Source organism: Anabaena cylindrica UHCC 0172 (assembly GCF_034931625.1).
In the GTDB taxonomy this organism is placed as follows: Bacteria; Cyanobacteriota; Cyanobacteriia; order Cyanobacteriales; family Nostocaceae; genus Anabaena; species Anabaena cylindrica_A.
The window spans coordinates 1-12888 of sequence record NZ_JAYGGY010000061.1; the positions used below are offsets into that span (position 1 = coordinate 1).

At 38.3% G+C, this 12888-nt stretch carries 11 protein-coding genes; 3 read left to right on the forward strand and 8 right to left on the reverse strand.

Going from position 1 to position 12888, the window contains the following annotated elements; genetic code table 11:
- Positions 1–97: 97 nt before the first annotated feature.
- Positions 98–3760: an NB-ARC domain-containing protein gene (locus VB713_RS13405; protein ID WP_323312020.1), complete on the reverse strand. Its 3663-nt coding sequence runs from the start codon at positions 3758–3760 to the stop codon at positions 98–100.
- Between the two features lie 167 nt (positions 3761–3927).
- Between VB713_RS13405 and VB713_RS13410 the strand changes: the two genes are divergently transcribed.
- The 3 genes from VB713_RS13410 (at position 3928) to VB713_RS13420 (ending at position 5635) form a co-directional block, all read left to right on the forward strand.
- Positions 3928–4467, forward strand: coding sequence for a hypothetical protein (locus VB713_RS13410; protein ID WP_323312021.1), 540 nt, complete (start codon positions 3928–3930; stop codon positions 4465–4467).
- A gap of 177 nt (positions 4468–4644) precedes the next feature.
- Positions 4645–5196, forward strand: a complete 552-nt coding sequence (locus VB713_RS13415) for a hypothetical protein (protein ID WP_323312022.1) — start codon at positions 4645–4647, stop codon at positions 5194–5196.
- A gap of 211 nt (positions 5197–5407) precedes the next feature.
- Positions 5408–5635, forward strand: coding sequence for a hypothetical protein (locus VB713_RS13420; RefSeq protein WP_323312023.1), 228 nt, complete (start codon positions 5408–5410; stop codon positions 5633–5635).
- Positions 5636–5722: 87 nt separating this feature from the next.
- Here the strand turns inward: VB713_RS13420 and VB713_RS13425 are convergent, their stop codons facing one another.
- From VB713_RS13425 to VB713_RS13455, 7 genes are all read right to left on the reverse strand, one after another.
- A complete protein-coding gene (locus VB713_RS13425; protein WP_323312024.1) occupies positions 5723–7243 on the reverse strand; it encodes a hypothetical protein in 1521 nt (506 codons plus the stop codon).
- Positions 7244–7503: 260 nt separating this feature from the next.
- Positions 7504–9744 carry an ATP-dependent RecD-like DNA helicase gene (locus VB713_RS13430; RefSeq protein WP_323312025.1) on the reverse strand — a complete coding sequence of 747 codons (2241 nt, stop codon included), beginning with the start codon at positions 9742–9744 and terminating at the stop codon, positions 7504–7506.
- Between the two features lie 413 nt (positions 9745–10157).
- Positions 10158–10499, reverse strand: a complete 342-nt coding sequence (locus VB713_RS13435) for a hypothetical protein (protein WP_323312026.1) — start codon at positions 10497–10499, stop codon at positions 10158–10160.
- Between the two features lies 1 nt (position 10500).
- Positions 10501–10857 carry a hypothetical protein gene (locus VB713_RS13440; protein WP_323312027.1) on the reverse strand — a complete coding sequence of 119 codons (357 nt, stop codon included), beginning with the start codon at positions 10855–10857 and terminating at the stop codon, positions 10501–10503.
- 37 nt (positions 10858–10894) lie between these two features.
- Positions 10895–11545, reverse strand: a complete 651-nt coding sequence (locus VB713_RS13445; protein ID WP_323312028.1) for a restriction endonuclease subunit R — start codon at positions 11543–11545, stop codon at positions 10895–10897.
- A gap of 242 nt (positions 11546–11787) precedes the next feature.
- A complete protein-coding gene (locus tag VB713_RS13450) occupies positions 11788–12288 on the reverse strand; it encodes a DUF3368 domain-containing protein (RefSeq protein ID WP_323312029.1) in 501 nt (166 codons plus the stop codon).
- A complete protein-coding gene (locus tag VB713_RS13455; protein ID WP_168507997.1) occupies positions 12285–12533 on the reverse strand; it encodes a UPF0175 family protein in 249 nt (82 codons plus the stop codon). Before VB713_RS13455 ends, VB713_RS13450 begins: the two co-directional genes overlap by 4 nt.
- Positions 12534–12888 lie beyond the last annotated feature (355 nt).

A 12888-nucleotide genomic window follows, 5' to 3' on the forward strand; every position in this document is an offset into this window, starting at 1 on the left:
CTAAAACATTGGTATAAAATTTATGACAACATCTATCAATTGATATAATAAATTTTAGTATTAATTTTGACTTGTTTTCAATATAATGAAACAACACTTACTCAACTTCAACCGCACCTAGCACCCTTAATGAAGCTTTCTGTGCATCGGTTAACCCTCTAACTCCGGCAATATTCATTCCTTCGTAAGGTCGTAGGGCTTGAAGCGTTTTGCAGCATTCGCCAGTTCTGACATTCCACAGTTTAATCGTTTCGTCGTGGCTTGCACTCGCAAGCATCTCACCGTCGGGGCTAAACTTCACTGACCACACCCGATTCGTATGCCCTGTGAACATTTTGAGACATTCTCCAGTATTTACATCCCATATACGCACCGTTTGGTCATCACTAGCTGTAGCCAGTAGCGAACCATCGGGGCTAAATGTCACAAAATAAACTCCACTGGTATGCCCTTCTAGGGTTTTGATACATTTACCAGATGGTAAGCGATCGCTATTATCTCTAATTAAATCCCACAGTTTTATCCTGCGGTCATCGCTGGCGGTAGCTGCAAGTTTACCATCAGGACTAAAAGCGATCGACCACACACCATTGCTATGCCCTTCGAGAGTTACTAAGCATACACCTGTATTGGCATCCCACACTTTTGCGGTATAGTCTCCGCTTGTACTTGCTAGAGTTTGACCATCAGGACTAAAAACAGTACACCAAACCCAGTTACCATGGCCGTGCAATGTTTTTAAACATTCGCCTGTTTGCACATCCCACAATTTTACAGTGCGATCGCCGTTACCAGTTAATAAAGTTTTGCCATCAGGACTAAAATTGACCGACCAAACCCAATTATTATGATTGTGCAAAGTCTTCAGACATTTACCTGTGTTAGAGTCCCATAACTTAACTGCGGTACTACCACTTGCTATAGTCTTACCATCAGGACTAAAAGCAACCGATACAACTAAACTGGTATGACCTGGCAAGGTTTTGAGACATACACCTGCTTCAACATTCCACAATCGCACCTGGGAGTCACCGCTACCGCTTACCAAGGTTTTTCCGTCGGGGCTAAAGGCAATTAATCGAAATGCATTAGTGTATCCTTTAAAAGTTATTACACATTGCCCAGTCATAGTATCCCATAGCTTAACAGTATGGTCGTCACTACTACTAACAATTATTTCCCCATCAGGACTAAAAGCAATTGACCAAACTTGACTATTATGTCCTTGCAAAGTTTTCTGGCAAATACCCGCAGGTACATCCCATAACTTTACAGTTTTGTCATGACTCCCACTAGCGAGAGTTTTACCATCAGGGCTAAACGCGATTGATTGCACGAAAGAAACATGACTTCGGAAGCTATTAATTAGTTTGCCCGTTATCAGGTTCCATAACTTGATCATACAGTCATCGCCCACACTTGCAAGAGTTATTCCATCAGGGCTAAAAGCAACAGCCTGTACAAAATTGTTTTGTCCTGGAAAAGTTTTAACTAATTCACCTGTATGTACATTCCATAATCTGGTAGTGCTATCATTTGCACCACTAGCTAACATTTGACCGTCAGGACTGAAGCTAATGGAGTGCAGTTGGGCAGAGTGGCCTATAAAAGTTTTTAATAGTTGACCATTATAGGCATCCCATAATTTCACTGTATTGTCACCACCAACACTGGCTAAAGTTTGGCTATCTGGGCTGTTCGCGCAGCCTTGCGGAGCAAAAGCAACATCAAATACCCAACTCGTATGTCCTGGAAATGTTTCTAGGCAAATGCCCGTATTGGCATCCCATAACTTTAGGCTTTTATCATCGCTACCAGTGGCTAACATTTGACCATTGGGACTAAATGCCAGCGAAATAATCCAACGGGTATGTGCATTCCATCTCAAAATTGGTTTTCCGTCAGTTACTTGCCATAATTGCACTTCACCTGCAACGCCACCAGTTGCTAAAATTTTGCCATCGGGACTAAATGCCACTGCTAAAATACTGCCAAAGGTTTCTGTAAAGACAGACTTTGATAAATCTGCATTTTGAAAGTTGATGCGATTTAAATTAATATTTTTCAGATATGCCTGCCAAACCGTGAGGTTTGAAAAATCTGCATTTTCTAAATTTGTCCTGATGTAGCAGAGTAAATTCAGAATATTGCCTCCAGCATATCCCGGTTGAATTTGGGTATACTTGCGTAAGTTAATAACGGCTTGATAAAAATAATCTTCTAGCCTATTTTGATTTCCAAAATGTGTTAGTAATTTATCAACTAATGGTTTAGCCAACAAACATATTTGCGACTCGCGAATATAGTCTTTAGCAGTAGCTTTTATTAAGGAATAAGAGTTAAAAATAGAAATTGTACCTGTAGTAATTTCATTAAAAATAGCAGTAATTAATTTTTCTGTCATGTATTCCATGACAACAGGTTGTTGAGTAAAATTTATGGTATGGTTAGCAGCATGATTACTGGCTTCAATTAATGACCTCGTTTTTAAAGACTCTAGTGATTCAAGAAGTTCTCGTGTCGATACAGGTGGTACAATATCCTCTCGTAGTTCAGGGATAGAAACTGCTTCTCGATTGATTACCAACCAGTACATTACTTGCTTTTCTAAATAAGATAACCGTTCACACTGTTGGTCTAACAGTTCCCAAATATCGCCAAAAACAGATGTATTGCAGTCTAAGAATTGGGATATATCTCCAGCAAATAATTCTTGAGTTGTATTTGCAACTATTTTTAAAGCCAAAGGATTACCGTCATAACGTACAGTTAGTAATTGCTCTTGCTCAGGCGATGCGGAAAAACCTTTATCTGTAAAAATTTCGTGTATTTCTAACTCACTTAAACCTCTAAGTTGTAGGGAACGAACTGGGAAATTTTGACCTTCTTTCAAGGCTAAACCTCTCGGTTTTTCGCGGCTAGTCAGTAATAAGCAGCTTTGATGGGATACTTCAGTAATATACCGAAATAGCTGTCCATAACTTTCATATCCTTCCCGATAATTTCCCGCACTTGCTCCACTAATTAGAATTGTTTCAACGTTATCTAAGATAATCAAACACCGGAATGAGCTTAAATATTTCATTAACAACATCAGTTGCGCTTCGTCAGTGTCGGGTAAATTTGTTTCTTGCTGATTAGATAAAAATTTAACTAAGTCTGACAATATATTCTGTATAGGCGGCGCATTGCGTAGAGAACGCCAAAAAATATACTCAAAGGCATCTCGGCTATTTTCTGCAACCTTGACTGCTAGTGTGGTTTTACCAATCCCACCCATCCCTTGCAGAGTGATCAGGCGACAGCGATCGCGCACTATCCATTCTTTGAGTATTTCGCGATCGCTCGCACGTCCATAGAAGGTAGAAACGTCAACCGCATCCCCCCAGTCTTGGTAGCATTGGCGCTGTAATTCGGAAGCTTCTCTGCATAGAGGTGTCAGCTTGTCTTCAGTAGCACTGCGTTTTTCATCTCCTTGGCTTGAGTTTTTCCCCGAATGCCGTCGCAGCACTGACCGAAAGTTACTTTTCGTCACTTTTTCACCAAAGGCTTCAGTCAATAACCGCCACAGTTGAAACCCGACATATTTCATGTAATCAGGCTGATAACCTAATTTTTTTGCAATTTGCTCATAAGTCAATCCTTTCCACATTTCGCGAAACACATCTCGTTGCAGATCATCTAAAAAATTTGGATCGAGAACGGTATTAATAATTTTTATTGCTTCTTCACTTGTCAGAAATGTGTCTTCGTAATCCATGTTCATTAATCAAATAAATATTTAAACTAACTTTTTATAACTTGAATAATTTGTAATAAGCAAATTATAACTTCAAACATCATAACTTTGTATAACTTTTTATTACCGACAACTAAATAATAATTACGTATCTTGAGTACATAAGTTGAATTGAGAGGCATTAAGCAATGAAAAGAAATACAGTTTATGGAGCTTTTAGCGTACTGTTAATAACCTCTACCGTAATGTCTTTACCAACACCATCATTAGCCAAGACATTAACATTATTAGATTACTCAAATCCTGATGCTGCAAATCTTTTAAAAACACCAACAGTTAACCAAAAACTAATGATTAGTGTAGCATCAAACTGGAAAATCAAGTTTCCCAACGTAAAAGACGCGATCAAAGGGGAATTGGAAGGGTATCTGCAAAATTTTGCTCGTGGCAACCGTGGGAAGTCTACCGTTGAAGCACTAGAAGTGCGTGGAACTAAATTATATATGCGGGCAAAAATTAGGCACTATCACGTTTGGAAAAAATTTGGGAGTTCTGTAACTGTTTATAGTCTCACAAATACCGTTGAAACGTCACTTGATCCACTCAATCCCAATGCGACTCTTGATAAAACTCGCCTTTGTTTTGATTTAGCTAAACAAATTGGCGGGGGTAAAGCTTGTGTGTCAGCAGGTGATGTCGTGAGGATTATGACAGGACGACTTAATTAAGAGTGATACTGTAGATTGCTTTGGCTCAAAATAAACGCAATCTACAGGAGCTAAAATTTTCGGCATTGCTGAATTTGAATATGAATAATTCTAATCTATATAAGATTTTCATACTTTTATTCAGCGACACCAAATTCTCGATTTAAGTACACAAAAAATAGGACTAAAACTATGTCTATGTTCAAAGCAATAATTCCTCTATTTGGCGTTGTAACCATTGGTTGTTTATCAACTCAAATTCCCGTTTATGCTCAAGCCCAAACATCTCTTAAAAGTTTCAATTTTAGCAACAAAGTTGCTGTTGCCTTTCCTATCACAGGTGACAGAGATGATGCAGTAGCAAATGGTCGAATGCGTACATCATTCACTTTAACTAAAAAGGGCGAACTCTCTGCTGTAACTAATACTCGTACTAAGGTAAAACTAGCTGGTTTTACAGGAGCAGCAAGCATAATACTGGTTGATGCCAACAAGCGACCAATTTGGGCTTCAGGTGTTCATTCCTATGGTGTGGATGGTTGTCTCATTGGTAAATGTCAGCGAAATGATAACTGGAGTGAGAATGTTCCTTCAGAAATTATGAGTCGAGTCCGAGGTTACGCCATATTACAACAGCACAACCCACGATGGAGAGTTTTCGACCGAGGAGAACAATTCTTGCGCTGGTTAGGGTCTAACGAAGGAAAGGCAACAGTTGCGACTATTGCAAGTATAGTTGCCATGTTTTAAATAACAAGATTCCTGACTTATTAAAGAAATCGGGAATCTGAGCCGTGCAAACTGAAACGTGTGAATACATAGGTAATAAAAAATGGTTCGACGACTCGCATTATTTTTGGCTCCGTTTGACTTTTACACCATCCTTTAAGACTTAGAAACTTGCTAAGTTTCAAAAATTTTCCTCTTCTACTGATTTTTTCATGTAATCTTGGAGGCAATTATGATTTCATCTCGTTCTCTAGCCAAGATTTTAGCAGTTCTAACATTGATGTCAGTCATCGTACCTGATATACCAGCCCAAGCCATAATCAGAATTGGTAACAGCCGAACTACCACCATCAAAGTTAATCACAATAAACTTGCTGAGTCTAGAGTAGGTAACGGTAGAACTGTTGAGCGAAAGCAACCAAGCCGTAAGATATGCGGTCATCTAGTTGGTAACGGTTAACAGTGTCTTACGGCGTTTAATTTTCTGACTTCAATGAAATAAGTACGAAGCTATGACTAGAGGCAATCTAGGATTAAGTTTTTTAGCTTAACCAAGTCTTCTAGTCATAGTTGTATTTCTAGCAAGTGGATTTCTGCCGAACAGCTTGATAATGGTTTCAGCAAATTCTTTATTATCGTAAAACTCATGCATCAAAGTAATAGGTTGAGAATAAAGTTGATCACTAGAAAATATCGACTGCCAATCTAGTTCCGTGCTATCAACAACTCCAACTTTTTTCATCTCTTTAAGGAATTCATAAGCAATCAGCCCTTGACCGATGGCAGATGGATGAATGCCATCTAAACTAAACAGTCCACCTTGTCGTAGTCGCCCAGTAGTGTCTGCGTGGTAGTATTTGGTGTTGACCTGGGGATAGGCAAAATCGAAGTATTCTGGAAAATCGTACTGCACTTGTCCAGCATTTCGCTTGAAGGCAATTTGTTGTAATGCATTGGCAAGATCAACAATGTGATAGCGTGGTTTCGGATACCTACTGTTCTTACTATCAACCAGTTTTTTGATTACTTTGTTGTATGTGCGAATACAGTCATCAATGTAGACAGCATCTTGTAGCGTCAGGTATAGGGTTCCGGTTTCTCTAACCGTATCCTCTTCAAAGGGAAAATAAGTGTAGTATTTGTAGTAAGTTGAAGGTTTTCCCTCTCTATCAATTTCAGTGGTTGGTCCCACGCCTTTTGCCAATGGCGCAATAGTTACAAACGGTACTGTCCCAATGAAGACATTCCAATCGGAGTTGCTGTTACTTTGCATGATGACATCAACCCGATCAAGCAATTGTTGATATTCAGCCTCGAAATCATTGGGATGCCACAGGTTCCATTGTTCTCTTACCTCACGGAATGATTTGGCATCTTGGCTTGGGTTGTTGAGAATCTGATCTGGGTCATTGGGAGTTTGATTAATTTCTAAACTGATTACAGTTCCCAGCGCATTGTTTGCTCCTAACCAGAGAATTAAATTCTCAACTCCCTGTGGAGTGCTTGTATGATGGTGCTTCAACCAATCTAGTTGACTATAGTTATCAAAAATAGGATTTAAAGACGGGTTGAGAACTTTAAGTGCAGTCCGGTAGAAAACAGCATTGGGCAGACCAAAGAAATTATCCTTACCCTCTCCTTTGTCATTACTAAGTTTAATTTGATACTTACAAACCTTGGGCGTGATCATCCAAGAATCAGCAATATCAAAGCCCTGAATTGCTACATTGTGGAAGAATTCAATTCCTCCTGGATAAGGCTGTTCAGCACTACCTCCTTCCCGTTCATAGTAATCTTCAGTTTCATCAAGTACCCCCTCAAGAGTTGGTAATATGGTCAGCCAATCTAAGGCGTTGATATCTGAGCCATATTTTTTCTCCAAACGCCGTAAAATCTTCTCAATATTGGCTGGTAGTCCGCCCACTAACCATTCAGGATACAGATATTCAGCACCAACTGTTAGCCCCATTGACTTAGCAATCAAAGTTGAAAAACAAAAGTCTGTTCGGGCTGCTGCCAAAGACATAAAGCCTTGAGAAATACTGTCACCAATTGTAAAAAGTTTCATTTACTACCTTTAAATTTATAGTTTTTTGCGTGTAAGTAGCAAGGCAAAAGTACTAATTACTAAAGTAAGTATATATAGATTTGATTTAATACTGAGTAAAAAAATATTAATTTTTTATTGGTGCAAGATGTGAGCTTCCAACGGCGGCGGTATACGCTCCCGCAACAAATGAAAGAAACACATTTAAATTGAAAACCTCAAATCTTTAACTAAATATTCTTGGTTATCCACGAAAATAGATATTTAGTTTCAGTAGTTCATTAAGGTTTACCTAACAGTGCCAACCTTTCTTGTAACCGTGTATATCGTCGCATATCATCTGTAGAACGCACAGCCAAGGATATAGCTTTTTTTGCCCCAATCACAATTGCTAACTTTTTAGCACGAGTTAAACCTGTATAAAGCAGATTCCGACTCAGCATCATATAATGTTGCATATAAAAAGGCAAAATCACCACCGGATATTCAGAACCTTGGGATTTATGTATAGAAACACTCCAAGCTAAAGTAATTTCATTCAAGTCAGCATAATCATAAACTACAGAACGTTCCCCGTACTGCACATTTACCTCTTGTTCAACAGTGTCTATGTCTGCGATAATTCCTAAATCACCATTAAACACTTCTCTTTGATAATCGTTAGTCTGCTGAATTACTCTATCACCTACCCGTAATGTCATCCCACCCCTAGTAATCTCTACCTTATCGAGACTTTTAGGATTAATTAATTCCTGTAATACAGTATTCAAATTGCGAGTACCTACTAATCCCCTTGACATCGGACAAAGCACTTGTACATCCGTAGCGGGGTTAAATCCTAATTTTGGGATTAAGTCTGTAATTAATTCGCAAATTGTTTGTACACCGTGTTCTGGCTGAAATCCCCCTCCATGCCACAAACAGTCAGAAACTGGGGAATTACTGATTGGTTCAATTGTGGGATACTGTCCCCGGTTAATTTCGTGGGCTGCGGTAATAATTGCACTCTGTTGAGCCTGACGAAATACCTGAGTTAGCCGCACCACTGGCACTCTGCCAGAATTTATCAGGTCAGCAAGGATACTACCTGGTCCAACTGACGGTAACTGGTCAATATCTCCTACCAATAAAAGTTGTGCGCCGACGGAAACTGCTTTGACTAAGGCGTATGCTAAAAACAAATCTAACATACTGGCTTCATCAACAATAATTGCTGTCTGAGGTAACGGATTATCACTATCGGCTTTAAAACCTCTACTCCTGGGGTCAAATTCCAATAAACGATGTATGGTCTTTGCTTCTAAACCAGTCATTTCCGCTAGTCTTTGTGCTGCCCTTCCCGTTGGTGCAGCTAACGCAATGGATTTTCCCATTGCCTTCCATAAACTGACTATGGTATGGGTAGTGAAGGTTTTACCAACTCCTGGACCCCCTGTAAGAATCATGATCGGGGAATAAGCAGCCATTTCTACAGCTTCCTCTTGCTGTTGGGAAAGTTCAATTTTTTGAGTTTGTGTAAATCTTTCTAGCCAAGCACGAACACGAGGAATATCAGTGGTGATAGGCTGACTCAGACGTTGATTTATCAATTCTGCTAGATTCTGCTCGGTGTGAAAATAAGTAGGCTTGTAGCAAAGTAATGTATCCCCATCCTTTTCTCTAATTAACTCATCTTTCAAAGCCATGTCTGTGATAGTTTGAGCGATCGCTTCTTCGGTTGGTTCATGAGATTCAGTAGTCAGCAGTTTAATTACCGATTCCATTAGTTCCGGTTGTGGTAGATAGCAATGACCATCTTCGGCAGCTTCACTTAAAGCATGAACAAGTCCGGCACAATATCTAAACTGAGAATCAGCAGGAACTCCTAAATTACGGGCTATTTTATCAGCAGTGAGAAACCCGATACCATAGATATCAGTAGCTAATTGGTAGGGGTTATTGGTAACTACAGCGATCGCTTTATCGCCATATTGTTTATAAATCTTGACTGCATAGATAGTAGAAACACCATGCCCTTGCAGAAACACCATCACTTCTTTAATGGCTTTTTGAGTTTCCCAGGCGTTTTTTATCAACTTAATCCGTTTTTTCGCTATGCCGTTAACTTCAATTAAACGGTCAATTTGATTTTCAATGATTTCCAGAGTTTCTGTTCCAAAGTGGGCAACAATCCGCTTTGCTGTGACGGGTCCCACACCTTTTATTAATCCACTGCCCAAATACTTTTCAATCCCTGTAAGTGTAGCTGGTTTAGTTTCTTTATAATTGATTACTTGAAATTGTGATCCATATTGGGGATGTTCACGCCAGAAACCCGTTAGTTGTAGTGTTTGCCCTGGCTGAATATTAGCAAAGCTGCCAACAATGGTTGTTAAATCTTTGATACTGGAGCGAGTTAAGCGTGCCACTGTGTAGCCAGATTCACCTGAGTAAAAAGTAAGCCGTTCTACTACTCCTGTAATAGTTTCTTGGGGAACAGAAGCGTTAATTTGTTGGAAAGTCGGGTTTGGTACAGTGGACATTGTTTGCTCAAATTATGCGGAGTGCAGTCATCACAAAGTTGTATTTTAAAGACAATAAGAGTAAAATTATAGTACATATCTACCAAGCGACATCAAGATTTTTAATTACATAGAATCATCAGATACCGTGAACTACACCCATTATTGGGGTATACACAAAGCCGACGGTCTTTACCTTGGGATTTGCGACGATTCGATAATTTTAATTAACTATTTGGGCAGTTGCCGTGACTGCCTAGTAGTCTGTCAAGGATTAAATGACGGATATAAATTTGCCAAAAATAATGAAATACAAGGTTTTTCAATTTCTACAACCCGTCAAAATGTCTTTGACAGACTACTAGATTCTTAGAGGAAAACTTTTATAGTACATAAAAACTAAAAAATTCTTAGAGGAAAATCCAAAAGATGCGTTATTCTCTCAAATAATTTATCACTGCTTCCAAGTCTGCCATAGCTTGATTAAATCTATTTAGCATAGCTTCTGCCATTTCTGGTTCAGCATTAATATTTGCTAATTTCTCTCTCACCACACAGTCTAGGGCTTCTACCCACAATGATAAATTGGTATTTTGTACTGCTTTTAATAACCCCATGTTAGTAAGTACGGACAAATGAAATCCAAGCTCGTCTTGTCCACCGTAACCCAGATATCCGTTACTCAGTTCTAGTTTTTCTGGGGTAAATTCAAAATATTGGTCTGAGGTAATACCGCAAGGTTCTAGTTGAGGTTGTGGTAATGGTGTTTGAGTCATATTAAGATTGTTTTACAGGTAATTGTGACATTTGCAAAACACGGTCATTCCAAATGCCAAGTTCTTGATTAACTTGATCTCTGGCTTCTGTGTTGTTCCAGATTTGCTCCCACTTAAACAACCAGCGTGTGAAAAAGCGCCCTAAGTTAGCTAACTCAAAAGCATGGTCAAATTCTACATCTGGAGCTATCCATTCAATAAAATACATTGTTTCTCTAATCAAATTTTTTACGACATCATTATTATTACCGTCTTGTAATAAACCCTGAATTTGTTTGAAGTGGTTGTTTAAATTATTTAACCTGATAGAAATATCATCTTTGATAAATGTTGCTTGTAAAGCCGTGAAATTAGTCATCCTAGAAACTCCATAATAATGTGGGCAACTTGTTATTTTATAATACTTTTGTATTATGAATATTTCTTGCTAGTTGACCTAAGCTTTTCAATACTGACAAAACTGTATACAATTCATTCCCCGGATTGAAAATATAAAACAAGCGAGAAAAACCATACTTTGGTATGTTTTCATTAATCAACTTGACGAAGATGAAACTACCACCATTAGTAATTAGTCCATATATTGCTTTGTCGGGTTTAGAAATTGCCAACATATAAGCAAGAATCTGGGCTTTACCTACTTCCACAGAAAAAGCTGCTTGTTTAGATTCAATCACTACTACTACTAGCTGTTCAAACAAAACTAAGACATCAATCTGTCCTTTAACCGTAACACCAGCATCTTCAGCAGCAATTTCTACAGATTTTTCTGATTTAACATGAAATGGAGATAGATAAAAGTCTGCTAAATCTAACAGGGGAGACAACACCACCATTTTTACAGTATTTTCAAGTAGAGGTGGGTACTTAAGCAAATTGGCATAACTGGCCTTAACTCTATCAAGTTGTTGTTTTTCTAATTGTGTAATTTCTGGCAAGTCACCAAACAATTCTGTAAAAAATTGCTCATCTTCAACTAATTGAAGTTGAAATTCTGTCTCTAATTCCAGCAATGTGATGTCTTTAGCCTGTATTGTTTGAACCATAGCAATTTATTTCCTTATTAATAACTTCACCCACCAAATATATCTATATTACCAATTGCATACTCCGATGAATCTACGGTCGAAGATGGTAAACCCTGAAGTTCAGCTTTATTCCTCATACTTTCCACCTTATCTGCTTCATAAATTTAGTCGGATCTGCCTGCCCTCCCAATGTTCAAGAATATCACCCAACCACTCAACACCAGAATCTTTATACTTTTGATAACCCTGATAATTACCTATTATTCTCCTTCCTTTTCCTGTGCTAAAAGTAAAATCTTGTCATATAAAAGCGGAGAAATCCAAAAAGTAGAATTTTCAATCAACTTATCCATCAAAGGCTTTACAGACACAATAAAATCCCTCTTTTTCCCTTCTAATAAAACCCCCAATAATCCCGTAATTCTAATTCCTAACCGTTGTGCCTCAGCCCTTCCCCTGCGTTCATCAATTAACAATAAATCAGTCTTTAACTCCAATGCTAAAATAATAGCCTCTGACTCCCCATTATCTAACTTAGCTTGTTGTTTTAATTCATATACTTTATTTTTATCTTTCACAGTTTTAACCTCCCAAAAAGGAGACCTTTCTGCTTGTATTTCGCTTAAAAATAGCGGATGACACCTTGATAATTCTTCATAAACTGCTTGAGGAATAATCACCCTTTCATAAAGTGCCTGTAATAGAAAAATATGTTCAATACTAATTAAATTAGTAATCACAGAAGTATCACTAATAATCACAATCTTCCCAACTCCTGTAAATTCTGTAAATCAATCTCAAAATCCTCCAAATCATAATGATATAAAGGTATTTTACGTGCCTTCAGTAAATCCCGAAAAGCATCAGACTCCATTTGTGCCATTTTAGCTGCATAATCAAAAGTTAATCGCCCCGACTCAAATAAATGTAATGCAATCTCCTGTAAAAATTCCGTAGGGGTTAACTGGGAAGCGTCTAAAAATTCATCTGCAATCACTAATGACATTACCAAAATCTCCTAACTCTATATTTCTATTTTAGTCCTTAAACCACTTCTCCCAACATCGCCATAATATTCGACTACGCCTAACCCCTTTGCGTGTTATGACTTAAATAACGTTTACCCTTAATAGGTGGTTTGATTCACATCTAATACGTGTTACTACAATTTAGAATATTCCGTATTTTCTGATAACTTCAACCACCAAATATATCAACATTACCAATTGCGTACTCCGATGCATCTATGGTCGAAGATGGCAACCCCTGAAGTTCAGCTTTGTTCCTCATACTTTCCACTTTATCCGCTTCTCTAATAGCTAACGGATTAATTTGCTGACGTTCTGCTAACAACGTCGCCA

Coding starts and splice junctions, on each gene's coding strand:
- VB713_RS13440 (WP_323312027.1), bottom strand. CDS start 10,857: ATGACTAATTTCACGGCTTTACAAGCAACATTTATCAAAGATGATATT.
- VB713_RS13430 (WP_323312025.1), bottom strand. CDS start 9,744: ATGTCCACTGTACCAAACCCGACTTTCCAACAAATTAACGCTTCTGTT.
- VB713_RS13405 (WP_323312020.1), bottom strand. CDS start 3,760: ATGGATTACGAAGACACATTTCTGACAAGTGAAGAAGCAATAAAAATT.
- VB713_RS13455 (WP_168507997.1), bottom strand. CDS start 12,533: ATGTCATTAGTGATTGCAGATGAATTTTTAGACGCTTCCCAGTTAACC.
- VB713_RS13415 (WP_323312022.1), top strand. CDS start 4,645: ATGTTCAAAGCAATAATTCCTCTATTTGGCGTTGTAACCATTGGTTGT.
- VB713_RS13410 (WP_323312021.1), top strand. CDS start 3,928: ATGAAAAGAAATACAGTTTATGGAGCTTTTAGCGTACTGTTAATAACC.
- VB713_RS13425 (WP_323312024.1), bottom strand. CDS start 7,243: ATGAAACTTTTTACAATTGGTGACAGTATTTCTCAAGGCTTTATGTCT.
- VB713_RS13435 (WP_323312026.1), bottom strand. CDS start 10,499: ATGACTCAAACACCATTACCACAACCTCAACTAGAACCTTGCGGTATT.
- VB713_RS13420 (WP_323312023.1), top strand. CDS start 5,408: ATGATTTCATCTCGTTCTCTAGCCAAGATTTTAGCAGTTCTAACATTG.
- VB713_RS13445 (WP_323312028.1), bottom strand. CDS start 11,545: ATGGTTCAAACAATACAGGCTAAAGACATCACATTGCTGGAATTAGAG.